The sequence below is a fragment of the Oryzomicrobium sp. genome, from assembly GCF_036820405.1.
Lineage (GTDB): Bacteria > Pseudomonadota > Gammaproteobacteria > Burkholderiales > Rhodocyclaceae > Oryzomicrobium.
Genome location: NZ_DAISLS010000011.1, coordinates 1 through 25,835, shown reverse-complemented (window position 1 = coordinate 25,835; position 25,835 = coordinate 1). Strand labels below are relative to the sequence as shown.

The 25,835-nt window shown below is 70.6% G+C and carries 28 protein-coding genes, 1 other RNA gene and 1 pseudogene; 9 read left to right on the top strand and 21 right to left on the bottom strand.

Features of this window, described 5'->3' with window-relative positions:
• The 4 genes and pseudogenes from V7Z98_RS11715 to V7Z98_RS11700 all read right to left on the bottom strand — a co-directional run.
• Positions 1–418, bottom strand: a pseudogene (locus tag V7Z98_RS11715) (hypothetical protein); the annotation flags it as partial.
• Positions 419–481: 63 nt separating this feature from the next.
• Positions 482–817: an FKBP-type peptidyl-prolyl cis-trans isomerase gene (locus tag V7Z98_RS11710; RefSeq protein WP_293266416.1), complete on the bottom strand. Its 336-nt coding sequence runs from the start codon at positions 815–817 to the stop codon at positions 482–484.
• A 126-nt stretch (positions 818–943) separates the two neighbouring features.
• Complete coding sequence (locus V7Z98_RS11705; protein ID WP_334158154.1) at positions 944–1,384, bottom strand: glycine zipper domain-containing protein; 441 nt, start codon at positions 1,382–1,384, stop codon at positions 944–946.
• A gap of 109 nt (positions 1,385–1,493) precedes the next feature.
• Positions 1,494–1,955, bottom strand: coding sequence for a hemerythrin domain-containing protein (locus V7Z98_RS11700; RefSeq protein WP_293266420.1), 462 nt, complete (start codon positions 1,953–1,955; stop codon positions 1,494–1,496).
• Positions 1,956–2,187: 232 nt separating this feature from the next.
• Here V7Z98_RS11700 and V7Z98_RS11695 point away from each other — a divergent pair, with 232 nt between their 5' ends.
• From V7Z98_RS11695 to V7Z98_RS11685, 3 genes are all read left to right on the top strand, one after another.
• On the top strand, positions 2,188–2,844 hold the full coding sequence (locus tag V7Z98_RS11695; protein ID WP_334158152.1) for a DUF924 family protein: 657 nt from the start codon (positions 2,188–2,190) through the stop codon (positions 2,842–2,844).
• Positions 2,845–2,928: 84 nt separating this feature from the next.
• Positions 2,929–4,104, top strand: a complete 1,176-nt coding sequence (locus V7Z98_RS11690) for an HD-GYP domain-containing protein (RefSeq protein WP_334158150.1) — start codon at positions 2,929–2,931, stop codon at positions 4,102–4,104.
• 205 nt (positions 4,105–4,309) lie between these two features.
• A complete protein-coding gene (locus V7Z98_RS11685) occupies positions 4,310–5,089 on the top strand; it encodes a hypothetical protein (RefSeq protein WP_334158148.1) in 780 nt (259 codons plus the stop codon).
• Positions 5,090–5,523: 434 nt separating this feature from the next.
• Here V7Z98_RS11685 and V7Z98_RS11680 read toward each other — a convergent pair whose 3' ends face one another.
• Positions 5,524–6,354, bottom strand: a complete 831-nt coding sequence (locus tag V7Z98_RS11680) for a tRNA threonylcarbamoyladenosine dehydratase (RefSeq protein ID WP_334158362.1) — start codon at positions 6,352–6,354, stop codon at positions 5,524–5,526.
• 17 nt (positions 6,355–6,371) lie between these two features.
• Positions 6,372–7,358 (bottom strand): MBL fold metallo-hydrolase, encoded by a 987-nt coding sequence (locus tag V7Z98_RS11675; RefSeq protein WP_334158146.1) that lies wholly within the window; start codon positions 7,356–7,358, stop codon positions 6,372–6,374.
• Positions 7,359–7,449: 91 nt separating this feature from the next.
• On the opposite strand from V7Z98_RS11675, the gene V7Z98_RS11670 reads away from it, so the two are divergent.
• Positions 7,450–8,292 carry an alpha/beta fold hydrolase gene (locus tag V7Z98_RS11670; protein WP_334158145.1) on the top strand — a complete coding sequence of 281 codons (843 nt, stop codon included), beginning with the start codon at positions 7,450–7,452 and terminating at the stop codon, positions 8,290–8,292.
• Between the two features lie 21 nt (positions 8,293–8,313).
• On the opposite strand, the gene V7Z98_RS11665 is transcribed toward V7Z98_RS11670, so the two are convergent.
• From V7Z98_RS11665 to V7Z98_RS11620, 10 genes are all read right to left on the bottom strand, one after another.
• Entirely contained in the window at positions 8,314–8,793 is a 480-nt protein-coding gene (locus V7Z98_RS11665; RefSeq protein WP_334158144.1) for a nuclear transport factor 2 family protein, read from the bottom strand.
• A gap of 64 nt (positions 8,794–8,857) precedes the next feature.
• The gene (locus V7Z98_RS11660) at positions 8,858–9,712 is read right to left on the bottom strand and encodes an SDR family NAD(P)-dependent oxidoreductase (RefSeq protein ID WP_334158143.1); all 855 of its coding nucleotides are present in this window, start codon (positions 9,710–9,712) and stop codon (positions 8,858–8,860) included.
• 45 nt (positions 9,713–9,757) lie between these two features.
• Positions 9,758–10,333, bottom strand: coding sequence for a DUF3833 domain-containing protein (locus V7Z98_RS11655; protein ID WP_334158142.1), 576 nt, complete (start codon positions 10,331–10,333; stop codon positions 9,758–9,760).
• Positions 10,330–11,676, bottom strand: a complete 1,347-nt coding sequence (locus V7Z98_RS11650; protein ID WP_334158141.1) for an MFS transporter — start codon at positions 11,674–11,676, stop codon at positions 10,330–10,332. Before V7Z98_RS11650 ends, V7Z98_RS11655 begins: the two co-directional genes overlap by 4 nt.
• Before the next feature lie 21 nt (positions 11,677–11,697).
• The gene (locus tag V7Z98_RS11645) at positions 11,698–12,285 is read right to left on the bottom strand and encodes a chalcone isomerase family protein (RefSeq protein WP_334158140.1); all 588 of its coding nucleotides are present in this window, start codon (positions 12,283–12,285) and stop codon (positions 11,698–11,700) included.
• Positions 12,278–13,621 carry a cyclopropane-fatty-acyl-phospholipid synthase family protein gene (locus V7Z98_RS11640; RefSeq protein WP_334158139.1) on the bottom strand — a complete coding sequence of 448 codons (1,344 nt, stop codon included), beginning with the start codon at positions 13,619–13,621 and terminating at the stop codon, positions 12,278–12,280. Before V7Z98_RS11640 ends, V7Z98_RS11645 begins: the two co-directional genes overlap by 8 nt.
• Positions 13,621–14,469 carry a DUF1365 domain-containing protein gene (locus V7Z98_RS11635; RefSeq protein WP_334158137.1) on the bottom strand — a complete coding sequence of 283 codons (849 nt, stop codon included), beginning with the start codon at positions 14,467–14,469 and terminating at the stop codon, positions 13,621–13,623. Before V7Z98_RS11635 ends, V7Z98_RS11640 begins: the two co-directional genes overlap by 1 nt.
• Positions 14,470–14,477: 8 nt before the next feature.
• On the bottom strand, positions 14,478–15,923 hold the full coding sequence (locus V7Z98_RS11630; RefSeq protein ID WP_334158136.1) for an NAD(P)/FAD-dependent oxidoreductase: 1,446 nt from the start codon (positions 15,921–15,923) through the stop codon (positions 14,478–14,480).
• Positions 15,924–16,029: 106 nt separating this feature from the next.
• Positions 16,030–16,839 (bottom strand): GTP cyclohydrolase FolE2, encoded by an 810-nt coding sequence (folE2, locus tag V7Z98_RS11625; RefSeq protein ID WP_293266450.1) that lies wholly within the window; start codon positions 16,837–16,839, stop codon positions 16,030–16,032.
• Between the two features lie 71 nt (positions 16,840–16,910).
• Complete coding sequence (locus V7Z98_RS11620) at positions 16,911–17,489, bottom strand: glutathione peroxidase (protein ID WP_334158134.1); 579 nt, start codon at positions 17,487–17,489, stop codon at positions 16,911–16,913.
• 356 nt (positions 17,490–17,845) lie between these two features.
• Between V7Z98_RS11620 and V7Z98_RS11615 the strand changes: the two genes are divergently transcribed.
• The 5 genes from V7Z98_RS11615 to V7Z98_RS11595 all read left to right on the top strand — a co-directional run bounded on the left by V7Z98_RS11615 (position 17,846) and on the right by V7Z98_RS11595 (position 21,766).
• Entirely contained in the window at positions 17,846–18,787 is a 942-nt protein-coding gene (locus tag V7Z98_RS11615; protein WP_293266454.1) for a MerR family transcriptional regulator, read from the top strand.
• 18 nt (positions 18,788–18,805) lie between these two features.
• Positions 18,806–18,991: a DUF2256 domain-containing protein gene (locus V7Z98_RS11610; RefSeq protein ID WP_334158133.1), complete on the top strand. Its 186-nt coding sequence runs from the start codon at positions 18,806–18,808 to the stop codon at positions 18,989–18,991.
• Entirely contained in the window at positions 18,984–20,570 is a 1,587-nt protein-coding gene (locus V7Z98_RS11605; RefSeq protein ID WP_334158132.1) for a cryptochrome/photolyase family protein, read from the top strand. Before V7Z98_RS11610 ends, V7Z98_RS11605 begins: the two co-directional genes overlap by 8 nt.
• 90 nt (positions 20,571–20,660) lie before the next feature.
• Positions 20,661–21,425: an AzlC family ABC transporter permease gene (locus V7Z98_RS11600; protein WP_334158131.1), complete on the top strand. Its 765-nt coding sequence runs from the start codon at positions 20,661–20,663 to the stop codon at positions 21,423–21,425.
• Entirely contained in the window at positions 21,422–21,766 is a 345-nt protein-coding gene (locus V7Z98_RS11595) for an AzlD domain-containing protein (protein ID WP_334158129.1), read from the top strand. Before V7Z98_RS11600 ends, V7Z98_RS11595 begins: the two co-directional genes overlap by 4 nt.
• Before the next feature lie 239 nt (positions 21,767–22,005).
• On the opposite strand, the gene msrA is transcribed toward V7Z98_RS11595, so the two are convergent.
• The 5 genes from msrA to ffs all read right to left on the bottom strand — a co-directional run bounded on the left by msrA (position 22,006) and on the right by ffs (position 25,649).
• Entirely contained in the window at positions 22,006–22,563 is a 558-nt protein-coding gene (gene msrA, locus V7Z98_RS11590) for a peptide-methionine (S)-S-oxide reductase MsrA (RefSeq protein WP_334158128.1), read from the bottom strand.
• Between the two features lie 69 nt (positions 22,564–22,632).
• Complete coding sequence (gene recR, locus V7Z98_RS11585; RefSeq protein WP_293266466.1) at positions 22,633–23,241, bottom strand: recombination mediator RecR; 609 nt, start codon at positions 23,239–23,241, stop codon at positions 22,633–22,635.
• 102 nt (positions 23,242–23,343) lie between these two features.
• Positions 23,344–23,667, bottom strand: coding sequence for a YbaB/EbfC family nucleoid-associated protein (locus V7Z98_RS11580; protein ID WP_293266468.1), 324 nt, complete (start codon positions 23,665–23,667; stop codon positions 23,344–23,346).
• Positions 23,668–23,710: 43 nt separating this feature from the next.
• Complete coding sequence (gene dnaX, locus V7Z98_RS11575) at positions 23,711–25,423, bottom strand: DNA polymerase III subunit gamma/tau (protein WP_334158127.1); 1,713 nt, start codon at positions 25,421–25,423, stop codon at positions 23,711–23,713.
• Positions 25,424–25,550: 127 nt separating this feature from the next.
• Positions 25,551–25,649, bottom strand: an RNA gene (ffs, locus tag V7Z98_RS11570) — signal recognition particle sRNA small type.
• Positions 25,650–25,835 lie beyond the last annotated feature (186 nt).

Genomic DNA, 25,835 nt, shown 5'->3' with positions numbered 1-25,835 from the left:
CGCCACGGTCGGCAAAATCCCGGCGCGGACGGTCACCGAAGTCGCCGCGCGGCGGGCGGTCGCCGAAGCTGCGCGGACGATCCCCTTCCGGACGCGGCGGGCGGTCACCACGGTCACCACGGTCACCACGATCGTCCCGCTCGCCGTAAGGGCGGTTCGGACGGTCGCCGAAGTTGCGCGGGCGATCCCCTTCCGGACGCGGCGGGCGGTCGCCAAAGCCGCGCGGACGGTCGGAGCGTTCGCCTTCGCCGCCCCGGGCCGGGCGCTCGTCGCGGGGGCCACGGGGGCCGCTGCCGCCGCCGGGACGCTCCAGCCCCTTCACCGGCCAGCCGCCCAGGGAGGCGCCGCCGCGGGCGCCGCTGCCGGAGCGGCCGGTGCCGCCGCGCTTCCAGGAGCCCGGCCGTTTCGTATCGTTCATGGTTCTGCTTTCAAAGGGCAAAGGGGAGGAGAAGGGTCAGGGGGCTAGGGTGCCAGGTGGGACTCAGGCCACCGCCAGCAGTTCCACCTCGAACACCAGGGTGGCATTGGGCGGAATCACGCCGCCAGCGCCGCGGGCGCCGTAGCCCATTTCGGGCGGAATGGTCAGCTTGCGCACGCCGCCCACCTTCATGCCCTGGACGCCCTCGTCCCAGCCGGCGATGACGTAGCGCTGCCCGAGGGGAAACTGGAACGGCTCGTCCCGATCCTTGCTCGAATCGAACTTGGTGCCGTCGGTGAGCCAGCCGGTGTAGTGCACCACCACCATGTTGCCGGCCTTGGCCGTGGCGCCGGTGCCGAAGGTCAATTCGTCGATGATCAGGCCAGTAGAGTCGGACATGGCAGCCTCCGCGAAAAAGGTAAAAAGGGCAGGCAGTTTACTCTTTCCCGCCCCGGGAAACGCAGTCCCGGCACAAAAGGCAAAGCCCCGCCACGGGGGCGGGGCCGGCCGGGACGATGCAAAGGCTCAGTCGTGGCGATGGCCGTGGTGACGATGGCGGTGGCGGTGGCCTTTGGCGCCCCGGTGGCCGTGGCTGTCGGCGGACACGTTCCGGCCCACCGCGGCACCGGCCGCGCCACCCGCACCGGCACCGACGATGGCGCCAGTGCGCCCGCCGACCGCATTGCCCACGGCCGCGCCTCCCGCGCCCCCGACCGCACCGCCGATGGCGGCACCAGTCTGGTTGCGTCCCGGCGTGGCCACGGCACCGCCGGCCGCCCCGCCCACCGCGCCGCCGATCACGGCGCCGGCGGAACCGCCCACGGCCTGGCCGACGGCAGCGCCGGCGGCGCCCCCCAACCCGCCGCCCACGGCGGAACGGGTGGTGTCGGCATGAACGGTCCCCGCAGCCAGCCCGAGGGCGGCGCAGGAAATGGCGAGAAAGCGGGAAACGGCGTGGGGCGACATGGCAGTCCTCGTGTTACGGGGTTGCTTGGAATGCCGTCGAGTGTAGCCGCCTGCCCGTTGCCTCCTGTTCCCCGCCAGTGACCGGGGAGCAACAAAGTGTTGCAGGATGTTATGCCGTAGCGGCGTAGCCGGTGCGGGCGATCCAACTGGCCAGGGCCCAGTCCATGCTGGCCACGTGGTTGTCGAACCAGGGCACCAGTTCCCGGGCCAGGGTGCGGCCCAGGGCGGCGTCGCCGGCGGCCACCTTGTCGCGCACCGCCACCACCACCGCCAGGGACCGGCTGTGCTCGTCCTCATGGCAACCGGTGGGAGGAAAGTGGGATTCCTCCATCCAGCGCTGCTCCATGGCGAAGTGGCGTTCGGTGTGCTCCACCAGGGCATCCATCAGGGGCACCAGGTCGGCCTCGGGCGGGGCCACCAGCAGGGCGTTCACCAGGGAGACGAATTCCCGGTGGATGTCGTCCATGGGCGCCAGATTGAGCAGGTAACGGTCCTGCCAGGCCATGCCGGCGGGTGCCTGGGCGCCACCGCTCGTCACGGCCGCAGCGGTCTCCACGGCTTGGGTTTCCATCGCAAGTTCCTCGGTCATAATGATCCCCGGGGCGGATCGGCCGCCACGCGCCCGGCGCAAAAAAACCCCTACCGGAGCAGATAGGGGCCGGGATCGGGTGATCGGTTGTAGATGTTGGTGTATTAACAGGCCCTAATTTTCCCCCCGAACCACCCGGCGCCAACTTGATCCAAGTTAAGGACGCCCGAAGGACCGCCAACGCACTCTTTTAGTGCCTCAGCCGACAACACCAATGACCGACGCCCCCACGCCCCACGCTGCATCCGGCCCGCCAGCCGGGCTCTCGTTTCCCGACCGCCCCTGCCGCCCCCCTTTTCACCCGGACGAGGTGCTCGACGCCTGGTTCGGCCCCCGGGACGATCCCCGGCGCCAGTTGCCCCGGCGCGAGTGGTTCCAGGGCGGCCCGGCCTTCGACGAGGCCCTGCGCCGGCGCTTCCTGCCCCTGTGGGAAGCCGCCGCCCGAGGCGACCTGGCCCACTGGCAGGCCACAGCCCAGGGGCGTCTCGCCCTGGTGATCGCCCTCGACCAGTTCACCCGCAACTTCTTCCGCGGCCAGGCCCGGGCCTTCGCCTGCGACGCGACGGCCCGGCGCATCGCCGAGGCCGCCCTGGCCGACGGCGAAGACCGGGTGCTCGCGCCGGTGGCCCGGGCCTTCCTCTACCTGCCCTTCGAGCACAGCGAGGATGCGACCGACCAGGCGCGCAGCGAGGAACTGTTCGCCGCCCTGGCCGACGCGGCCCCGGCCCTGGCCAGCTATCTGGACTATGCCCGGCGCCACCGGGCGGTGATCCTGCGCTTCGGCCGCTTCCCCCACCGCAACGCAGCCCTGGGGCGCGCCACCACGGCGGAGGAGGCGACCTTCCTGGCCGAGCACCCGGCCGGGTTCTAGCGGCCGCCCCCGACGCCCGGCCGGCATTTGGCCCGGCAATGACAATCGCCTAGACTGATCGCCTTACCCGCCTTCAGAGCCGTCATGCCCGCTCCCGACGTAACCGCAGCCGCCGCCCAGGCTTCCGCCCCGTCTCCGGAACTGTTCGCCCCGCCCCCCGACGACGACGCCTTCCACGATTTCGCCGATGCCCTGACCGACCTGGTGCCGGCGGTGGAGCGCACCGTCCATCGCCTGGGCCAGGCCCCGGACGACGTCGACGCGGTGGCCGAACTGTTTCGCGCCCTGCACAACCTCAAGGGGGACGCGGCCCTCTGCCGCTTCGCCGCCGGGGTGGCCATCGTCCATCCCCTGGAAAGCCTGCTCGCCCGGGTGCGCGCCCGGGCCCTGCCCTTCAGCCCGGCCCTGGCCGAAATCGTCCTGCTCGCTCTTGATCGGCTCGAACTGGCGGTGGACACCCTGCTGCGCGGCGACCGCCTGGCCGACCAGCCCACCCTGCGCCTGCCGCCCCTGCTGGCCGGCCTGGAGCGCCTGGCCGCCGCCCCCGGCGACTGGCTGGAGGCCCTGGCTCCGGAAGTGGTTGAACAGGTCACCGGCTTTCGCCCCGCCCGGCTGGACGGGAACGAGGAGGCAACGACGGCCCCGAGCGCCTTCGTCCCCGTCAGCGTCGCCGCGGACGACCCGCGGAGCACCGACCTGGCTTTCTTCCACACCCTGGCGGAGCGCTTCGAGGCCCGCTCGCCGCGCTACGCCGGGCGCACCGCCCGGCAGTGCAGCCTGGCCCTGGACATCAACGCCGACGCCGGCCAGCCCGTGCCACCGGCCCAGCTGGAAGCGGCGGTGTACCTGCACGACCTGGGCATGATGCTGCTGCCCGAGGCCCTGTGGCTGCGCCCGGGCAGCCTGACCGATGCCGAACGGCAGGCCCTGATGCGCCACCCTGAAGACGGCGCCGGCCTGCTGGCGCGCATGCCCGGCTGGCAGGCGGCGGCGGAGATCGTCGCCCAGCACCACGAAATGCCCGACGGGCGCGGCTACCCCCACGGCCTCAAGAACGGCGCCATCGCCCCCGGCGCCAAAATCCTGGCCATCGTGGACGCCTTCGAGGCGGTCATGCTCAAGCACAAGGACCGGGGCCTGGCCCGCTCCACCCTGCGCGCCGTGGCCGAGATCAACGCCTGCGAAAACCAGTTCGCCCCGGAATTCATCGCCCCCTTCAACCGGGTGATGCGCCGCCGCCTGGAACGGCCGGGGGAGTAGGCGGCCCGGTCACTCCGCACCCGCCCAGCAACGCCCACCACATCCTGGCGGGCGTTTTTTGTGCACGGGAAGACAGGTCATAGCTCCATCCGAGGCCACGCTACGGATCGGGATGGTGAATGTCCGCTCCTGACTCAAGGCTTGCTAAGACGAGCGGATAATCCCGTGGCAAAGCGGACAATCGCTTAGCCTTCCCGATAAACTGATGGACATGCGCCCGAAAGCTGCCTTAACACTGCCTGGGAACCCGCACGGGTTCACGATCAAACAGCACGTATTTCCCCGGTCTGCTATTGCTCGCTTTGCCGCTGCTGACGGGAAGGTTCAGGTCCAAAGCCTGCGGGCAACGCCATCAAGGCGGAAGGTCCCCACCGCAGAAATCTTCTGTGCCCAGCGAGCATGGGATCACAGTACAGAGACGTGGCGAACCTGGAGCTATGAGGCGGAATATCAGACGGTTGCAAACGAACTTGCAGCAGGCCGGACCTCCCCTTTGAATTACAGGGAAAACCAGATCGTTTCGAAATTCTTCGCGCTATGGACGGCGAGGCATCATGCACGCAAGGAGCCCAGTGGTGATGTCGTTTTGCAAGGAATTAGCGAATCACTAATCACCGATGAACAGGCCGAAATTATAGAGATGAAGGGCGGCGCCTTTACCCGAGGCAACGTAATGCCTAGTCACATATTTACGAGTCTGAGCATGAGGATCCGGATGGATCGATTATCCCACCGGCTTCATGGCGCCCACTGGGGCATTATTCGTGCGCAATATGGTGAATTTATAGTCCCAGACAACAGTGATAGCTTCGCGGCGATTCCCGTGACACCAAAGATTTGTCTTGTTGCAGGAGCCGACGATATCGAGGCTACCCCACTCGACGTCGCGCTAATTAATTCGATGGGAGTCCAAATGGCCCACGAATACTACTTTGCGAGGGATTTCAAGTATTGCCCAATCCTTCGTAGAAGCGATCCGTGGTAAATCGACCATCGTGGCGTCTCAAGGAAGGACGCTGGATTTATTTCAGATGGCAGCTAAGCGGCAGAAATTGAAGGTCATCACAGACAGCGAAATCTCCGTTAGCCTCAAGCAATCAAACGTCTTAAAAGCAGCCAATCGCTAATGGCTGCAATTGGTTGCGGACTCCAACGCCCCCCCGGAAAAGATAGGCCCGTGCGGAATGCATGGCTATGCCAACCAGGAGACGCCCCAGCGCTGCGCAGTCGGAGGCATACAGCGGCACTCACCTGCGACGGCCTTGCCCTGTGAAACCCCGTGCCAATAAAGGCGCTCCGGGCATGCATCTCTGAAATCAAGTATTGGCGCGGCGTTCCAGCCCTACCCCGTGGAACTCGGCTACTGGCGCGGACTTTCACGGGGTTGCCGGCGACACTCCACAAAAAGACGCGGCGCCCTCAAGGCGCTAGCAGGCGCAGGGTGGCGGCGGCGGCGGCGAAGCCGAAGGGGGCGGTGACGCACACCGATGAGCCGAAGCCAGCGCAGTTGAGCCCTTGGGGCCCGGTAACCAGGCCCGCGCCGGCCGGGGCAGTGCCGCCTGCATCTCCGCCCACTTCCCCAGCCGCCCCATCCGCCACCGCGCAGGCGGCTTCCGGGTAGCGCAGGGGTTCGTCGGAATAGACGGCGGGGATGCCGAATTTCTTCTTGGCATCCCGGGGGAAGCCGTGTTCCTTGCGCAGCTTGGCGCGCACTTTCGAGAGCAGCGGGTCCTGCACGGTGCGCGACAGGTCGTCCACCCGCAGGCGGGTCGGGTCGAGCTGGCCGCCGGCCCCGCCCACCACCACCAGGGGCAGGCGCTGCCGGGCGCAGTGGGTGGCGATGGCGACCTTGGCGCGCACCTGGTCGATGGCGTCCACCACCGCGTCGAAGGGCCCGGCGAGCAGGTCGGCGACGTTGTCGGGATCGACGAATTCCTCGACGCAGGTGACGACGCAGGCCGGGTTGATGGTGGCGATGCGCTGGCGCAGGGCTTCCACCTTGGCCATGCCCAGGGTGGCGTCGGTGGCCTGGAGCTGGCGGTTGATGTTGGACTCGGCCACGTTGTCCAGGTCGATCAGGGTCAGCCGGCCGACGGCGGAGCGGGCCAGGGCCTCCACCACCCAGGAGCCGACGCCGCCCACCCCGACCACCGCCACGTGGGCGCCGAGGAAGCGCTCCAGGGCGGCCTGGCCGTAGAGCCGGGCGACGCCGCCGAAGCGGCGGGCCAGGTCGGGGGCGTCCCCGGTCATGTCGGAGGGCAGGTCGTTCACGCCGCCACCGGCGCAGATGTTGCAGCGGCGGCCTGGGTGGCGCGCTTGGCTTCGCCGTCGAGCCACACCACCAGCCCCTGGGCGTTGAGGCGCAGGTCCACGCCCATCAGCTCCAGGCTGCGCTCGGCAGGCAGGGGGGAGCCGTGGGCGCGCAGCTCGGCCAGGGTGAGGGCCTGCAAGTCGGCCAGGATGCGGGCCTCCCGGTCCGCGCCGGCGCCGGCGTGGGCCCGGGCGCTGGCCACGTGGGCGTCGATCAGCCGGTGCAGGGTGGCGGCCCGGGCAGGCAGGTCGGTGACCTGACTGTAGTGGGTCAGATAGGCGCCCTCGGCCCCCAGAGCGGCGATGCGCGACACCGACTCGTGCATGGCGTCCGGCTCGAAAGCCACCGGCGAGGTGGTGGGGAAGATGAAGGGCCGGCCATCCACATCGAATTCCCGGTAGGAGAAGCCGAAGGTGTCGCCGGTGAACACCGCCTTGCCGGTCTCGTCCCACAGGCTCAGGTGGTGGCGGGCGTGACCCGGGGTGTCCAGGCAGACCAGGCGGCGCGCGCCCAGCATGAACGCATGGCCCTCGCCGCCCTCGTCGATGCGGGCCGGGTCGATGGGCACCAGCTCGCCGTAGAGGCGGCGGGCTTCGTCCTTGCCGTAGACCGCTTCGACCCCGGCCATCAGCTTGGTCGGATCGGCCATGTGCCGGGCGCCCTTGGGGTGCACCACCAGGCGGGCGTTGGCAAAGCGTTGCAGGTAGGCGCCGGCGCCGCCGGCGTGGTCCAGGTGGATGTGGGTGAGCACCACCCAGTCCACCGCCTCCGGCCCCAGGCCCAGTTCGGCCAGGGCGGCCTCGACCCGGGGCAGGGAATCGTTGCTGGCGGTATCGACGATGGCCACCCGGCCGGCATCGACGATGAAGTGGATGGCCGCCATGAGGGGCCGGTGGTAGCCGGAATCGAGGGCGTAGACGCCGTTCTTGTAGTCGGTAAGCATGGATTTCTCCTCCAGGGGGAGGCCGCATTATAGGCGGGTTAGAATCGCCGCTCCCGTCCCACCACTGTGCCCCGCCGCCCCGCATCGTCCCATGTCTTCTCCCACCCAGTTCCGCGCCGACGACGGCGAGATCATCCACCTGCACGTGGCCGGCGACGGCCCGCCCCTGGTGCTGCTGCACGGCTGGACCGCCAGCCACCAGGAATGGTTTCCCTTCCTCGCCGCCCTGACCAAGCACCACCGGGTGTACCGCTGGGACGCCCGGGGCCACGCCGGCCACCTGGTCGCCTCGGGCAACGCCCCGACGGTGACGCGCATGGCCCGGGACCTGCACAACCTGCTGGAGCACTTCGATCTGCACGGGGCCACCGTGATCGGCCACTCCATGGGGGCCCTGACCCTGTGGCAGTACCTGCGCGACTTCGGCGAAGCGCGCCTGGCCCGGGTCGGCTTCATCGACCAGTCGCCCCGGCTGGTGACCGGCCCGGACTGGGAGCACGGCATCTACGGCGACTTCGACGCGGCCCGCTCCGCCGCCTTCCTCGAACAGCTGCGCGACGACTTCGCCGAATCGGTGCTGCGTCTGGGGGCCTACGGCCTGAACAGCCGGTCCCGGGAGAAGTACGAGGAGAACGCCCGGGGCTGGGAGAAATCGCGCCAGTGGCTGCAAACTCTGCCCGCCGGCCCCCTGATCGACTGCTGGCAGAGCCTGACCGAGGCCGACTACCGGGACGTGCTCGCCACCATCACCCTGCCCGCCCTGCTCATCTACGGCGGCGAGAGCAACTTCTACCGCACTGAGACCGCCCGCCTGGTGGCCTCGCGCATCGCCAACGCGGTGCTGCACATCTACGAGGGCACCGACCACTCGCCCCACCAGTGGCAGCGCGACCGCTTCGTCGCCGACCTGCTGGCCTTCACCGGCGCGGCCTGAGGCATCGAGGCCAGTGCGGCCTCAGGCCGCCAGGGCCCGGGCCACGCCGCGCACGATGCAGCCCACCAGGGGCACCCGGGCGTACAGCTCCTCGCCGGTATCCCAGTAGTCCCGGTGGTAGCAGACCTTGCCGTCCGAGGCAAAGCGCAGGTGGGTGCTACCGTGCATCACCTGGTCCGCCGGTTTCAGCCAGCGGGTGCGGTAGCGCAGTTGCCAGATCAGCATGGCGCCGTCCGCCCCGGTGAAGCGCTGGGTGACGACGAAGCGCGGCCCCTGCACCTGGCTGAACATGTGCTGGAAGATGCGCTGGATGGCGCCGATGCCGCGCACATCGTTGAACGGGTCCTTGAAGTAGGCGTCCAGGCTGTAGAACTCGGCGAAGCGCCCCACATCCGCCGCGGTGAGATGCTCGTAGAACGCCACCAGGCGGTCGAAGGCGGGCCCGTCGGGCACCGTGGATGCGACGTTTGCGGCGTTGGCGGCAGTGGTGGAAACGGTCATGGCAAATCCTGGCGATGGAAAAGGCAGCCGGGCACGGCAGAACCTGGGATGCGGGCGGCGCCCCTCATTCCCCGGTGAGCCGGCGGATGAAGGGAAAGTACAGCCGGTAGGGCAGCAGCCGGGCAAATTTCAGCCAGCCGGTGAAGCGCTTGGGGAAATGGATATCGAAGGCCCCGGAGGCCAGGCCGGCGACGATGGCCCGGGCCGCCTCGTCCTCGCCGATCAGGGCCGGCATGGCAAAGTCGTTGCCGGCGGTGAGCCGGGTGGCGACGAAGCCCGGGCTGACCAGCCACACCCCCAGCCCCGGGTTTTCCGGACGCACCAGGTCCAGGTGCAAGCCCTCGGCGAAGTGGATCAGGGCCGCCTTAGCCGCCCCGTAGCCCAGAGCCTTGGGCAGCCCCCGGTAGCCGGCGACGCTGCCCACCAGCACCAGCCCGCAGGTCGGCGGCGGGGACGTCCGGGCGGCATCCCCCTCCGCCCGTGCCGCATCCAGCAACCCGGGCACCAGGCAGGCGGCGAAGGCCGCCGCACCGAGGAAGTTGACCCGGTTGAGGCGCTCGACCTGGGCCAGCACCGGGTCGGCGGCGCCGCCGGCGAAATCCCAGGCCCGCAGCGGCACGTAGTCTCCGGCCAGGTAGATGCCGATGTCGATACCCCCCAGGGCGGCGGCCACCTGGTCCCGGGCGGCGGCCAGCCCGGCCGCATCGCTGGCGTCGGCCGGAACCGGAATCACCGTCAGGCCCCGGCCGCGCAAGGGGGCGGCCACCGCCTCCAGGGCCTCGCGGCGGCGGCCGGAAATCGCCACCCGGGCGCCGGCCCCGGCCAGGTGGGCGGCCAGGGCGGCACCAATGCCGGACGAGGCGCCGAGCAGCCAGACGCGCCGGCCGGCCCAGTCGCGCAGCTTGGGGTTACAGGCCATGGCGGCGCGGCCCAAAACGGTCGGGACGACTCATCGCGCGCGCCCTCAACGTTGCGCCGGCGAGGCCGGCCGGTCGAAGGAAAGGATCACCTCGCCGAGGCGGAAGCCCCACTTGCTCATGGCCGAGCGATTGAGCATCACCCGTTCGTCCTGGAGGTACATCCAGTCGTCGAAGTCCACGTGGTAGGTCTTGCCATCCACCGGCAGCGCCAGCACGTAGCGCCAGCGCAGGGCGTTGCCCATGGCCTCGCCCTGGGCCTGGCCGACCACGTCGTCGGCGGTGCCGAGGTAGCGCTTGCGCCCGTCCGGCCCCGGCGCCTGCTGGACGATGGTCCACACCCGCCGGCTGGTGGTGCCGTCGGACCAGGTGAAGCGCTCGTCCAGGGTGCCGGTGTCGCCCTGCCAGTCGGCCTGGATGCGCACATGGAAGCGCTTGACCACCGCGCCGCCCCGGTCCTGGAACATGCCCCAGGCCTCCAGGGGGCCATTGAAGTAGGTCTTCAGGTCGAGTTCCGGAGTGGTGTCCTTGTACTTTTCCACGCCGGTGCCGGCGCAGCCGGTCAGACCCAGGGTGGCGCCGATGCCGAGGATTGCCGCCAGGGCGGCCGCTGCGGGTTTCATGGGGTTCTCTCCAGGGGAAGGGACGTTTCCAGACGGGCGCGCCAGAGGAGCGCCAAGGCCAGGGCGGCCAGCTTGAACAGCACCGGCAGCAGGCAATACACCGCCGACAGCACGCCGGCCCCCTGGGCGCCGCCGCCGGGGCGGTAGCCGAGGACGGCCAGGAGCGGCAGGGCCAGACCGGCGGCCAGGGCCAGGTTGAGCTTGGTGGCCAGATTCCACAGGCCGAAGTAGCTGCCGGCCCGGGCATCCTGGCCCGGGCGATGGCCGCGCCGGGCGCCGCTTTCGGCCAGGTCGGCGAGCAGACCGGCGGGAATCGCCAGGTCGGCCCCCAGGGCGGCGCCGGAGGCCAGGCAGACCAGGCCGTAGGGCAGCACGTCGCCGGCACCGAGCCAGAAGGCCCAGGCGAACACCACGACCGCCAGGGCCATGCTCAGGCACCAGGCCCGCATCGGGCCCCGGCGGCGGGCCAGGCGCACCCACAGGGGCAGGGCCAGCACCCCGGCGGCGAAGTAGGTGGCGAGGAACAGGCCGGCGGCGGCCGGGGCGTGGATCACGTCGGCGATGAAGAACATCACCAGGGTGGCCGGCAGGGCGTTGGCCACGCCGTTGAGCATGAACAGGGCGAGCAGGCGGCGAAAGGCCCGGTCGCGCCAGGCATCGCCCAGGGAATCGCGGAAGCGGGCCTCGGCCCGGGGGCGCACCCGGTCGGCGCCGGACCAGAGCAGGGTGGGCGCGGCGCACAGGGCCAGCAGCAGGGGGAAGGCCAGGCCGAGGGAGGCCAGGGCGCGGCTGCCGGCCATGCCCTGGACGGCGCCGCCCTCCCCCGCCGGCGCCCCCAGCAGGCTGGGCAGGGCGGCGGCAAGAATCACCCCGAGCAGGCCGAAGCCTTCGCGCCAGGCGGTCAGCCGGGTGCGCTCGCCCCGGTCCCGGCCCAGTTCGGCGCCCCAGGCCTGGTAGGCGATGCTGGCCAGACTCAGGCCGGCGTAGGCGGTGGCCAGCCACAGCACCAGCCAGCCCACCGGGGCCACGCCGCGGCCCGCCGCCCAGCCCGGGTTGAGCAGGGCCATCAGGCCGATGCCGAGGAACGGCAGGGCGATCAGCATCAGGCGGCGGCGCGGCAGGCCGTCGGACAGCCAGCCGAACCAGGGATCGGTCAGGGCATCGGCCAGGCGGGCGACCAGCAATACCGCGCCAAGCAGGGCCAGATCAACGCCGCGCCCGGCATAGAGGGCGGGCACATGCACGTACACCGGCAGCATGGCCATGGCCAGGGGCAGGCCGAGCAGGCCATAGGCCCAGGGGCGCGGCGGCGCCCGCAGGGTGAGAGAAGGAGGAGCGCCCATGGCCGGTCGCGGGAGTGGCGCCTAGCCGCCGGCGCGCTTGAGCAGCGCCTGGCGCAGGGCCGGTTCCCGGGTCTGGGGCGACAGCCAGATGGCGAAGAAGGCCCGGGCGAAGCGCTCGTCGGCCACGGCGCCGGTGAGCCGGCCGTTCAGGTAGAAGCGGGCGCCGCTGCCGGGCAGGTGGGCGCCGGTGATCTGGTCGCCCTGGCGCACATCGGGGAAGACCTGTTCCAAGACCGTCTGCCAGCGCGCCAGACGGGCCTCGTCCTGCTCGCCGAGGCGCTTCAGCTCGTCCAGGGTGGCGCCCACCAGGCGACTCTTGGCGATGTCGCGCTGGTAGGTGAGCTGCAAGGCGTAGGCGGTGTCGTCGCCCAGGCTGTCGCCGGCCACCCAGAGCACCGCGTTGTACAGGCGCAAGCCGAACCAGCGCATCTCGCCGCTGCCCCAGGGGCGCCATCCAGTGCCCAGGTCGCGCAGGGCGTCGGGCAGCGTCGGGGCCATGGCCCCGGCCTCTGCGGCGCTGCCAGCCTGGGCCGGCGCCGCCCAGGGGGCCAGCAGGGCCGCCGCGCCGAGGCCGGCCAGGGCGGCGAGGATGCGGCGGCGCTCAACCATGGCGCAGCTCGAACTGGACCACGTCCACCGAGCCGGTGGCGAAGCCGGCTTTGCAGTAGGCCAGGTAGAAACGCCACAGGCGGCGGAAGCGCTCGTCGAAGCCGAGGGGGGCGATGCGCGGCCAGGCGGCCTCGAAGCGTTCGCGCCACAGGGCCAGGGTGCGGGCGTAGTCGGGGCCGAAGGAGAACTGGTCCGTCACCGCCAGCCCGGCCCGGGCGGCACGGCGGCCGAATTCCCCCGGCGAGGGCAGCATGCCGCCGGGGAAGACGTACTGCTGGATGAAGTCGGTGCCGCGCCGGTAGCGGGCGAACAGGTCGTCGCGGATGACGATGCTCTGCACCAGGGCCCGGCCCTCCGGCGCCAGGGCGCGCTTGACGGTGCGGAAGTAGGACGGCCAGTAGCGCTCGCCCACGGCCTCGAACATCTCGATCGAGACGATGTGGTCGTACTGGCCGCGGATGTCCCGGTAGTCGCGCAGCATCAGGTGGGCGCGCTCGTCCAGGCCGGCCCGGGCCAGGCGCGCCTGGGCGTAGGCGAGCTGGGCGGGGGACAGGGTGACGCCCTCGACCCGCACCCCGGACTCCCGGGCCGCCAGTTCGGCAAAGCCGCCCCAGCCGCAGCCGATCTCCAGCACGATCTGCTCGGGCCGGGCGCCCAGGCGCGCCAGGATGCGCCGATACTTGGCATCCTGAGCGTCGGCCAGGGAGCGGGACGGGTCGCCGGCAAAGAGGGCCGACGAGTAGGTCATGGACTCGTCCAGCCACAGCCGGTAGAAGTCGTTGCCCAGGTCGTAGTGGGCCAGGATGTTGCGCTTGCTGCCGGCCCGGGTGTTGGCGTTGAACAGGTGGCGCAGGCGGGCGGCGAGCAGGCCGCGCCAGTGGCCGTACACCGCCTTTTCCAGCACCGCCCGGTTGGCGTTGAGGCGGGTCAGCAGGGCCGCCAGGTCGGTGCTGTCGACCTGCCCGTCCAGGTAAGCCTCGGCAAAGCCGATGTCGCCCCGGGCGAGCACCCGGGCGAACACGCTCCAGTCATGAATGTGCAGATCCACCGCCGGCCCGGCCTGGTCGTCTCCCAGCCACAGGCTGGCGCCGTCGGGCAGGCGCACGGTGAGCACGCCGCCGTGCAGCTCGGCCAGGATGTCGAGGAGCAGGGCCGCGTCCCGGGGCAGGTGGCGCACCGTGGCGCGGGAGGCACCGATGGCCGGGCTGCGCCGGGCGTCGCTGGCACTGCCGGCGTGGTCGCGCACGTTGTCCAGAACGGTATCGAGCACTTCCTCCATGCGCCCGGCCAGGGGCGCGGCGTTGAGGCGATCGAGGGTGGTTTCCAGGCGAGTCATCACGTCGTCTCCGTAGGGGGCGGGAGCGGCTTCTTGAAGAACGGCACGCCCTTCAGCCAAAGTTGCAGGGCATGCCAGTGGATGCGCGCCATCACCCCCAGGGTCTGGGCGGGATAACGCAGGAAAGCGCTCAGGGCGAGGCCCCGGCTCAGGGGCCGGGCCTGGCCCGACAGGGCGGCGTGGAGCCGATCGGCCGCGGCAACCGCAGCGGCGGCAGTGGCGGCGGCGTCGTCCGGTGCTGCCGCGTCGAAATACTCGATGCGGCTCAACCAGCGCCCCTCCCCCGCCTCGTCGCCGGCGACGGCGGGGAAGTGGAAGCGGAAGCGGTAGCCGCCGCTCACCGGGAAAAAGGGCGAGACGTGGAACACCTTGGTCGCCGCCAGGGTTTCGCCCGGGGCGATCGGCCCACCGTCGGGACGGGCGGCCAGGTAGTTGTGGCGCTCGCCGAAAGTGTTGGATACCTCGCAGACCACGGCGCGCAGGGCCCCGGCGGGGTCGAAGCAGTACCAGAAGCTGACCGGGTTGAAGACGTAGCCGACCATGCGCGGAAAGGTCTGCAACCACAGGGCACCGCCGGCGGTGGCGGCGGCCAGGCCGTGGGCGGCGAGCAGTTCGCGCACCCAGATGCGCGGGTCGCTGCCGTCGCGCCGGCCGTAATCGGCAAAGCGCAGCGACAGCAGTCCGGCCCGGTTCACCGCGAAGGCCCGGCCGTAGCCCTCGGCCCAGTCGTCGAGCCGGTGCATGGGCAGCAGGGCGTAGAACACCGGGTAGGCGAAACGGTGCCCCCGGGGCGCCAGGCGCCGGTGCATGACCTGGCCGAAAGCCAGGAGGGGTGCGGAGTTCGACATGGCCTGCCTCAAACTCGGCTCTGGGCGCGGCTTTGCAGGCCGCCACCTTGAAGATCGAGGACTGGCGCGGGGTTCCAGGCAGGCACCTGGGACGGCGCACCGGCCGGTGCGGCCTGCGGCTGGCCCTGCCAGGGGGCGCGACAGCCCAGGGCGTTGGCCACGGCCAGGGCCGACTTGAGGCCATCCTCGTGGAAGCCGTAGCCGCCCCAGGCGCCGCAGAACCACACCCCGTCCTGGCCCTGGAGCGTCGCCAGCTGGGCCTGGGCGGCGATGGCCGGGCCGTCGAAGAGGGGGTGGGCGTAGTCGAAGCGGGCCAGCACGTGCTCGTCCCGGGGCAGCGTATCCGGGTTGAGGGTGACCACCACCGGGGTTGCGAAAGGCAGCGGCTGGAGCTGGTTGATCAGGTAGGAGACCCCCACCGGCCGGGCGTCCAGGCCGGGCCGGTCGGCCACGTAGTTCCACGCCGACCACAGGCTGCGCCGGCGCGGCAGCAGGGCCGGGTCGGTGTGCAGCCAGGCCACGTTGGGCTCGTAGCGCAGGGCGCCGAGCAGGCGCTTTTCCTCCGCCCGGGCGCCGTCACCGAGGATGGCCAGGGCCTGGTCGGAATGGCAGGCCAGCACCACCGCGTCGAACACCTCGCCCAGGGTGGTGTCGCCGCTGCCGGCGTGGAGCCGCACCCGGCCGTCGGCCTGGCGTTCGACGCCCCGTACCGGGGTGGCCAGATGGATGGTGTCGATGCCCAGGGCCAGCTTGGCCACGTATTCCCGGCCGCCGCCGAGCACGGTGCGCCACTGGGGCCGGTTGGCCACCTGGAGCAGGCCGTGGTTGCGGCAGAAGCGCACGAAGGTGGCGAGGGGGTAGTCGAGCATCTTGCCGGTGGGGCAGGACCAGATGGCCGCCGCCATGGGCAGCAGGTACCACTCGGAAAATTCCCGGGAATAACCGTTGTCCGCCAGGTAGGCCCCCAGGGAGCGCGGGTCGTGGGGCTGGGCGTCGAGCCAGGCCGGGGCCTCCCGGTTGAAGCGCAGGATGTCGCGCAGCATGCGCCAGAAGGCCGGCTTGAGCAGGTTGCGGCGCTGGCCGAAGACGGTGTTGAGGTTGGTGCCGGCCCATTCCAGCCCGCTCTCGCGGAAGCTCACCGCGAACGACATGTCGGTGGCGGTGGAGGCCACCCCCAGGTGGGCGAACAGGGCGGTGAGGTTGGGATAGGTGTGGTGGTTGAAGACGAGGAAGCCCGTATCCACCGGGGCGCTGACCCCGTCCACCGCTACATCCACGGTATTGGTGTGGCCCCCCAGGCGGGTGTCGGCTTCGAACAGGGTGACGTGGTGGCGCTGGCCGAGCAGCCAGGCGGCGGCCAGGCCGGAAATGCCGGAGCCGACCACCGCCACCCGGGCGTCGGGCGGCAGCGGGCGGGGAGCGGCAGAGGGAGAGGAAGTGACGAAGCTGGGCATGGTGCCGTGATCCCGGGCAAAGGTTGCGTTGTTGGTGTTATCGGGGCGCGTGTTGGGGTGCGAGTTGGTGCGAGTGTTGGCAGGGCGGGGCGGCCGAGCCGCAGGCTCAGGCATTGACCCCGTGCAGTTCGGCGTAGGCCGAGTGGTTGTGGATCGACTCGAAGTTCTCCGAGGCCACCGTCCAGGCCGCCACGGCGGGCTCGGCCATCAGGCGCAGGGCGATGTCGCGCACCAGGTCCTCGACGAACTTGGGGTTGTCGTAGGCCCGCTCGGTGACCCACTTCTCGTCGGGGCGCTTCAGCAGGCCGAACACCTCGCAGGACGCCTCCTCCTCGGCCAGGCGCACCAGGTCCTCGATCGACAGCCGGTCCTCCTGCCCCGGGCGCAACTGGGCGCGCAAGGTCAGGTGGGAGCGCTGGTTGTGGGCGCCGTAGTCGGAAATCTTTTTCGAGCAGGGGCACAGGCTGGTGGCGGCGGCGGTGATTTCCAGGGTCAGCCGCGGCAGGCCGCCGGGGAGCTGCTCGGCCGCCACCGCCACGTCGTAGTCGAGCAGGCTGGCCACACCGGACACCGGGGCGCGCTTTTCGATGAAGTAGGGAAAGCGCGCCTCGATGCGGCCGCCGGCGGACTGCAGGTGGCCCAGGGTATCCGCCAGCAGGGGGATGAAATCGGCGGGGGCCAGGGCCTGCCGGGGGCGTTCCAGGATCTCGACGAAGCGGGACATGTGGGTGCCCTTGACCTCCGGCGGCAGGGCCACGGTCATGGCGAACTCGGCCACCGTGGCCCGCTCGCCGGCCGGGGTGCGCAGGGTCAGGGGGTAGCGCAGGCCCTTCACGCCCACCTGCTGGATGGCCAGCTGGCGGGTGTCGGGAGTGGATTGGATGTCGGGGAGGAAGATTTTGTCCGGGGCGTTCATGGGGACTCTCCTGGGGCGTTCGGGGCGACGGTGGCGGATGGGGTGACGGGGCGGGCGAGGGACGCGTCCTGCTATCGGGGCGCCCCGAGGAAATCGGCGATGCGGGCCTGCAAGGCCGGGTCGTCGGGGGTCACCCGGCTATCGAAGGACAGCACCCGCTGGCCGCTGCGGTCGATCAGGTACTTGTGGAAGTTCCATTGGGGCGTTTTGCCGGTGCGCCGGGCCAGCTCCCGGTAGAAGGGGTTGGCCCGGGGGCCGGCCACCGTGCTCTTGGCGAACATGGGGAACTTGACGTCGTAGGTGAGGCGGCAGAAGTCGGCGATCTCCTTGTCCGATCCGGGCTCCTGCTGGCCGAAGTCATTGGAGGGAAAGCCCACCACCACGAGCCCCTGGTCCTTGAGCTTGGCGTAGAGCTTTTCCAGGCCGTCGTACTGGGAGGTGAAGCCGCAATAGCTGGCGGTGTTCACCACCAGCAACACCTTGCCCTTGTACTCGCACAGGCTGCGCGGCTTGCCGTCCTGCAACACCGGAAAGGTCTGGCGCAGCAAGGCCGGGCAATCGCCCTCGGCAGCGGCCCGGGCCGCCCCGGCGGGCAGGGCGAGGCAGGCCAGGAGGGCCATCATCGACGAACGAAAGAATCTGAAACGCATGGAAACTCTCCAGTGGCGGACGGATGTGGCATCAGGGCGGCGGGCATGGCGGCGGAGCGCGGGGAGCCGGAGAAGACCGGCAGGGGTGGTTGCCCGCCGCGCTCCGCGTTGCACCGCCTTGCCGCCCTCTTGTCCAAGACAGTTTTCAACACGACTGGTTCGCTCCCCCGGGGTGCGCGGCGGGCGGCCGCCTATCGGTGCCGAAGCATTGGCGCTACTGATCGGAGCAACCGCAACAGGGGTCTGGCGAGGAGAGGCGTGCATTTTTGTCCTAGACAAATCGACGTCACGCTCCTAAGATAGGCTGACAAAACCGCCAAGTCAACTTATTGACGCACTATTGTCTTGGACAAACAATGAACAGACCTTACATGACCATTGCCGCCGTCGAACGGGAAACCGGCCTCTCCAAGGACACCTTGCGGGTCTGGGAGCGGCGTTATGGCTTTCCCACGCCGGAGCGGGACGGCAACGGGGAGCGCATCTACGCCCCCGAGCAGGTGGACAAGCTGCGCCTGGTGCGTCGGTTGATGGACCGGGGTTACCGGCCCGGGCGGCTGCTCGGCATCGGCGACGAGGCCCTGGCCTCCCTGGCGGCCCCCGCGCCCTCCGGCGAGGCCCCGTCCCCCGCCGCCAAAGGGGCCGCCCGCCTGGCCGGAGCCAGCGAGGCGGGGGCGCTGTGCCAGCAGGTGCTGGAACTGGTGCGCCGCCACGACGTGGCCGCCCTGCGCCACGCCCTGCACCAGGCCATGGTCCGCCAGGGCCTGGGGCGCTTCGTCACCGACACGGTGGCGCCGCTCAACAGCGCCGTGGGCAACGCCTGGATGAGCGGCGCCTTCCAGGTGTTCGAAGAGCACCTGTACACCGAGCAGATGCAGGCCGTGCTGCGCCAAGCCATCGCCACCCTGCCCGCCGCCGACGCCCGGCCCCGGATGCTGCTCACCACGGTGCCCGACGAGCAGCACATCCTCGGCCTGCTGATGGCCGAATGCCTGTTCGCCCTCGAAGGCGCCAGCTGCGTTTCCCTGGGCACCCAGACGCCGCTCTACGACATCCGCCTGGCCGCCGAAGCCCAGGGCGCCGATGTGGTGGCCCTGTCCTTTTCCGCCGCCTTTCCCCAGCGCCAGGTCGCGCCGCTGCTGACCCAGCTGCGCGGCCTGCTGCCCGCCGGCATCGCGCTGTGGGCCGGCGGCAGCGGCGTCGAACGCCTGGGCGAGCTGCCCGGGGTCAAGTGCTACGTGCGCCTGGACGAGGCTGTCCAGGCCCTGCGCGACTGGCGGGCACAAGCCGCCTCCTGACCCGCCAGGCCAACGGCCATGTCCTGCGCCCATCCCCGCCCGCTCCCCGGCTTCAAGCGCGCCTTGCCGACCAAGCCTTGCGCCGTCTGCGGCCGGCCCATGAGCTGGCGGCGCAAGTGGGCGCGCACCTGGGAGGCGGTCAAGTATTGCAGCGACGCCTGCCGCCGCCGCAAACCGGAATCGGGGTCGGGGGCCGATGGCTGATCCCCGTCCTGCCGGCGGCACCCTGCGCCTGATCCTGGGCGACCAGCTCCATCCCCACGCCCCGCACCGCCCCCACCCCCTGCTCGCCGACCTGGACCCGGCCCGGGACCGGGTCTGGATGGCCGAGGCGGACGAGGAAGCCCGCCACGTCTGGAGCCATAAGGCCCGCATCGCCCTCTTCCTGGCGGCCATGCGCCACTTCGCCGCCACGCTGCGCGAGGCCGGGGTGCCCCTGGACTACCACCGCCTCGGCCGCTACCCCACCCTTGGCGCGGCCCTGGCTGACACCCTGGCGCGCCAGGGTGGGTGCATCGCCCGGGTGGCGGTGCTGGAACCGGGGGACCGGCGCGTGCTGTCGGCCCTGGCCGCTGCCTGCCGCCAGGCCGGCGTGGCCCTGGAGGTGCGCCCCGACCCCCACTTTTTCTGCACCGGCGACGATTTTTCCGCCTGGGCCGGGGACAAGCCCCAGCTGCGCATGGAGTTCTTCTACCGCTGGATGCGCCGCCGCCACGGGGTGCTGATGACCGCCGGCGGCACGCCGGCCGGGGAGCGCTGGAATTTCGACGGCGACAACCGGGAAGCCTTTCCCCCGGAGGGTCCGGGGCCCCTGCCCCCGGTGCCCCGCTTCGCCCCGGACGGGACGACCCGGGAGGTGCTCGACGAGGTGGCGGCCGCCTTTGCCGACCACCCCGGGGACCTCGAAGGCTTCGCCTGGCCGGTCACCCCGGCCCAGGCCCGGGCGCTGCTGGAGCGCTTCATCGCCGACCGGCTCCCCCACTTTGGCCGCTACCAGGACGCCATGTGGCAGGGGGAGCCGGTGCTCTGGCACTCGCTGCTGGCGGCCGCCCTCAACCTCAAGCTGCTCGATCCGCGCGAGGTGGTGGCCGCCGCCGAAACTGCCTGGCGGGAGGGGCGCGTCCCCCTGACGGCGGCCGAGGGGTTCATCCGCCAGATCCTCGGCTGGCGCGAATTCGTGCGCGGAATGTATATGCGCGAGAGCCACCGCCGCGGCGACCCGGGTTTTGCCCACAGCAACCACCTGGGGGCCGAGCGCCCGCTGCCGGCCTGGTTCTGGACCGGGCAGACCCAGGCCAACTGCCTGGCCCAGACGATCCGCCAGACTTTGGAGCTGGGGTACGCCCACCATATCCAGCGCCTGATGGTGACGGGCAATTTCGCCCTCCTGGCCGGACTCTCGCCCCGGGCGGTAGCGGACTGGTACCTGGCGGCGTACGTGGACGCGGTGGCCTGGGTCGAGGAACCCAACACCCTGGGCATGGCCCTCTTCGCCCTCGGCCCGGTCATGACCAGCAAGCCCTACTGCGCTTCCGGCGCCTACCTCAAGCGCATGTCCAACTACTGCGCCGGCTGCCGCTACCGCCCCGACCAGGCCCACGGCCCCCGGGCCTGCCCGTTCACCGCCTTGTACTGGCACTTTCTCGACCGCAACGAGGACCGGCTCGGCGGCAACCCGCGCCTGGCCCTGGCCTATCGGAACCTGGCGCGGCGCAGCCCGGAAGAACGGGCGGCCCTGCGCGCGGCGGGAGAGGCCATGCTGGCCCGGCTGGACGATCTCTAAGGCAGCCGGCGGACGGGTTTCGCGCCGTCGCCCGCCGGCGCCGGGCAGGGCGGGTTTGCCCCTACAATGGCCCCTTTGCCCGCGCCCGCCGTGTCCGCCTTGCCCGTCCTTTCGTTCGACCGTCCCGCCTTCGTCGCCGGCATGGGGGCCTTGTCGCCCACCCTGGTCGGGCTGGTGCCCTTCGCCCTGATCGCCGGGGTGGCCGGCACCGGCGTGGGCCTCACGCCGTGGCAGACCATCGGCCTGTCGCTGCTGACCTTTTCCGGCATCGCCCAGCTGATGGTGTGCCAGCTGCTCGCCATCGCCAGCCCGGTGGCGGTGATCCTGCTCGCCACCCTGGTGGTGAGCCTGCGCTTTCTCATGTACAGCGCCGCCCTGGCGCCCCACCTGGGCCATCTGCCCCTGCGCTGGAAGCTGGGGTTGTCCTACCTGACCACCGACCAGGGCTTTGCCGCCAGCCTACAGCACTTCACCGAGGGGCGCGGCGTGGGCACCGACGCCACGGGCCGGGCCTGGTACCACCTGGGGGGCGGCCTGCTGCAATGGGGGCTGTGGCAGGCCGGGGTGGCGGTGGGGGCCCTGCTCGGCGCCCAGGTGCCGGCCTCCTGGTCCCTGGACTTTGCCGTGCCCTTGTCGTTCCTGGCCATGCTGGTGCCGGCGGTGCGCAACCGGGGCACCCTGGTGGCGGCGGTGGCAGGCGGAGTGGTGGCGCTGACGGCCGCCGGCCTGCCCTTCCGCCTCGGGTTGATCGTCGCCTCCGTGGCCGGCATCGCCGCCGGGGCCCTGTGGTCGGCCCGGGAGGCGCGCCAGGCCCATCGGCCCCATCCGGCCGAGCAGACGGGAGACCGGCCATGACCGCCTGGACGCCCGCCCAGCTGTGGCTGGTCTTTGCCGCCGTGGCCCTGATCGCCCTGGGGACCCGGGCCATTTTCATCGTGCTGCACGGCCGGGCCAGCTTTCCCGGCTGGTTCCGCCGCGCCCTGGCCTTCGTGCCGGCGGCGGTGCTGGCGGCCATCGCCATCCCGGGCACCCTGACCGTGGCCGGCCAGGTCAGCCTGGCGCTCGACAATCCGCGCCTGTGGGCCGGCATCGCGGCCCTGTTGGTGGCCTGGCGCACCCGCAACGTCTCCGCCATTATCGCCGGCGGCATGGTGGCGCTGTGGTTGATCCAGTGGGGCATGGGCCGGCTGGCGTAAGCCGGGGCCGGAAGCGCGGGAGGGGGCATGTCCTGGTCCAGGCCCGGGTCAATCCGGCTCGAGGTCCGGTCCCAGGCCCCGTCGAGCGGATCAGCCCCGTGCGCCTGCGCCGGTCGATGTATTAAAAAAATTAATACATCGACGTAGATAAAAACCCAAGGTCCGCGCCAGTATTGGAGCTTGGCAACCCGCCAATCCCGATACTTGAAGAAAATTAATAGATTGGGAGCGAACCTGCGTCAGCGGGCCAGAAGGTGGGCGAAGGCCTGGCGGGCCTTGACCACCTTGGGGGCGACGACGAAGGCGCAATAGGGCTGGTGGCCGTGGAGGCGGAAGTAATCCCGGTGGTAGTCCTCCGCCGGCCAAAAAGGGTGGGCCGGAACGGGACCGACGATCTCGGTGACCACCGGGCGGCCCCAATGGGCTTCGGCCCGGGCCGCGGCCGCCAGTGCGGCGTCGCGCTGGGTCTCGCTCTGGCAGAAGATGGCGGAGCGGTACTGGGTGCCCACGTCGTTGCCCTGACGGTTGGGGGTGGTGGGGTCGTGGATGGCGAAGAAGACGTCGAGCAGGGTGGCGAACGGCAGGGCGGCCGGATCGAACGCGATCTTCACCACCTCGGCATGGCCGGTGCCGCCGTCGCACACGGCCTCGTAGCTGGGGGCGGCCACGTTGCCGCCGCAGTAGCCGGAGGTGACGGACCGCACCGCGGCAAGCTCCTGGAAGACGGCCTCCAGGCACCAGAAGCAACCGCCGCCGAGGATGGCGGTTTCCAGAGGGTGATCGGATGGGGCGGACATGGACGACTCAGCGATGGATGAGGCCGAAAACCGGCCGATGGCAGTGAGACCGCAGCCGGCAAGCGGAGTTTAGCGCTCCACCCCGCGCCGCTCGCGCAGGGCCTGGGCCAGGGTGCCCGGGTCCACGTACTCCAGCTCACCGCCTACCGGGATGCCCCGGGCGATGCGGCTGACCTTGATGCCCCGGGCCTTAAGCAACTCGGACAGGTAGTGGGCGGTGGCCTCGCCCTCGTTGGTGTAGTTGGTGGCCAGGATCACCTCTTCCACCACCCCGTCGTCCACCCGCTGGAGCAACTTGTCCAGGCCCAGCTGGGTGGGGCCCTGGCCGTCGAGGGGCGAGATGCGCCCCATCAGCACGTAGTACAGGCCGTTGAAGGCCAGGGTCTGCTCCATCATGTTCATGTCCACCGGCGTCTCGACCACGCACAGGGTCTTGCCGTCGCGCTTGGGCGAGAGGCAGCGCTCGCACACTTCGGCCTCGGTGAAGGTGTTGCAGCGGGCGCAGTGGCGCAGGGCGGTGAGGGCGTTGAGCAGGGCCTCGCCCAGCTTCTGGGCGCCCTTGCGGTCGCGCTGGAGCAGGTGGTAGGCCATGCGCTGGGCCGATTTCGGGCCGACCCCGGGCAGGCATTTGAGGGCGTCGATGAGGGCGTCGAGGCTACCGGGATTGTGGACGGACATGGCAGATCGGTGAGACCGGGTCGTGGCAAATGCGGCGCGGGCGGCGCCGTCCGCTGTGGACAGGCGCCGCCCGCCGGCAATGGGAAGTAGGCTGGGGACCGCTTAGAACGGCAGCTTCATGCCGGGGGGCAGGTTGAGGCCGGAGGTGAAGCCGGACATGCGTTCCTTGGTGACTTCCTCGCCGCGGCGCACCGCGTCGTTCATGGCGGCGGCGATCAGGTCTTCGAGCATCTCCTTGTCGTCCATCACCGAGGGATCGATGGTGACGCGCTTGACCGCATGGCCACAGGTCATCAGCACCTTGACCATGCCGGCGCCGGCCTGGCCTTCGACTTCGACCTGGGCCAGCTCGTCCTGGGCCTTCTTCATGTTTTCCTGCATCTGCTGGGCCTGCTTCATCAGGCCGGCGATTCCACCACGGAGCATGGGAGTCCTTTCTACGTCGCTAATCGGGAAGACTGGAAATCGGTCAGAGGGGCTTGATCGACGCTTCGATCAAGGTGGCGTCGAAGGTGTCGATCACCTCGCGCACGAAGGGGTCGGCCTCGATGGCCGAGACGGCCTCGTCCTGGCGTTCCTGGCGCTCGCGCTTGGCCAGGGCCGCCGGAGTCTCGCTCTCGGTATCGGCCAATTCGATGCGCACCTGCACGGGGCGGCCCAGTACCTCGCCCAGGGCCTGCACCAGGCGATCCTGGGCCGGCTTGATCAGCAGGTGCCGATGGGCCGGCGGCAGACGCAGGGCCAACTGGCCGGCATCGCCGCTGCGCAGCTCGCAATGGTAGGCGAGTTCCCGGGCCATGCCGCTCAGCCGCGCCTGGGCGAGCAGGTCGCCCCAGGCCGGCAGGCTATCCACGGAGGCCGCGGCCACGGGGCTGGGTTGGGCGGGTGCGCTGCGGGGCGCTTCTTCCTGGGGTTCGGCCACCTGGGGGGCTGGTGCCGACTCCGGCGCAAAAGCAGGCTCGGGCTCGGCATAGGCCGTCGGCGCGGATGCCGGCGCGGCCTGGACCGGACGCGCCTGGGGCGACACCGCCCCCGGCGCCGGCCGAGGGGCCTGCGTGGGGCGCCCGCCACCGCTCGGGGTCGCCGGCGCCGCCGTTCCGGCGGGCCGGAAGGCGTGCATGCGCAGCAGGGTCATGATGAAGCCGGCGTGGGCGTCCGGGGCCAGAGGCAACTCCTCCCGGCCCTTCACCGCGATCTGGTAGGCCAGCTGCACGAACTCGGGGGCCATGGCGGCGGCTACCGCCGTCACCCGCTCCCGTTCGAGCAGGCTGTCGCCCAGGCCGCCCGGTGCCATCTGCTCGATCTGGATCTGGGTGAGCAGGGTTGCCAGTTCGGCCAGGGCGCTGTCGAAGGACAGACTGCGTTCGGCCATGGTATCGGCCACCGCCACCAGGCCCGGGGCCGACTCAGCGATCAGGGCGTCGAGCAAGGAGAACAGGTGGTCCTGGTCCACGGTGCCGAGCATGTCGCGCACGCCCGCTTCCTCGACCCGGCCGGCGCCGTGGGCGATGGCCTGATCGAGCAGGGACAGGGCGTCGCGCATGCTGCCATTCGCTGAGCGGGCCAGCAGCGCCAGGGCCGGGGCCTCGTAGGGCACCGACTCGGCATCGAGGATGCGGGTCAGGTGGCCGACGATGTTGGGCGGCGACATCTGCTTCAGGTTGAACTGGAGGCAGCGCGACAGCACGGTCACCGGAATCTTCTGCGGATCGGTGGTGGCGAGGATGAACTTGACGTGCTCGGGCGGCTCTTCCAGGGTCTTCAGCATGGCGTTGAAGGCCGAGTTGGAGAGCATGTGCACTTCGTCGATCACGTAGACCTTGAAGCGCCCCCGGGTCGGCGCATAGACCGCGTTCTCGAGCAGCTGGCGCATCTCATCGACCCGGGTGTTGGTGGCCGCGTCGACCTCGAGCAGGTCCACGAAGCGCCCGGCGTCGATCTCGGTACAGGCGGCGCACTGCCCGCAGGGCGTGGCGGTCACGCCGGTCTCGCAGTTGAGCGACTTGGCCAGGATGCGCGCGATGGTGGTCTTGCCCACCCCGCGGGTGCCGGTGAACAGGTAGGCGTGGTGCAGGCGCCCCTCGGTCAGGGCGTGGGTCAACGCCCGCACGACGTGTTCCTGGCCGACAAGGGTCTGGAAGCTTTTCGGGCGCCATTTGCGCGCCAGTACCTGGTAGCTCATGGGCCGAATTCTAACAGAGGGGAAAGGGGCGCCGCAGAAGTGGCTGCGGATGGCCAGCAATCGTGGCGGTGGTCGCCCCGGGCGGCTCTGGCTGGGGATGCTGCACAAGTCAGCATCCAGAAATGAAAGTGGCGAGCCTAACCCCCGGCACTTGCAGTAAGTAGCTGTGGCTGCTTCCTTCCGGACCTGACCAGATTCACCACCCTGCAATGCGGGGAGACCCGCCGATGTGAATCATAGCACGGGCAGTCCGTTTTCCGTGGGCTGCGGTGCAAATTCTGTTGCTGTCTAAGCGGAGGCGCTCTGCGGAGGGGGGCGGTTCTAGGTTGAGGTGTCAGCCGAACCGGCAGCAGCCCACGTGTTGGCACAGCGGGATAGAGCGCCTGGCGGGAGGCGTCTTCGTGCGGCTGGC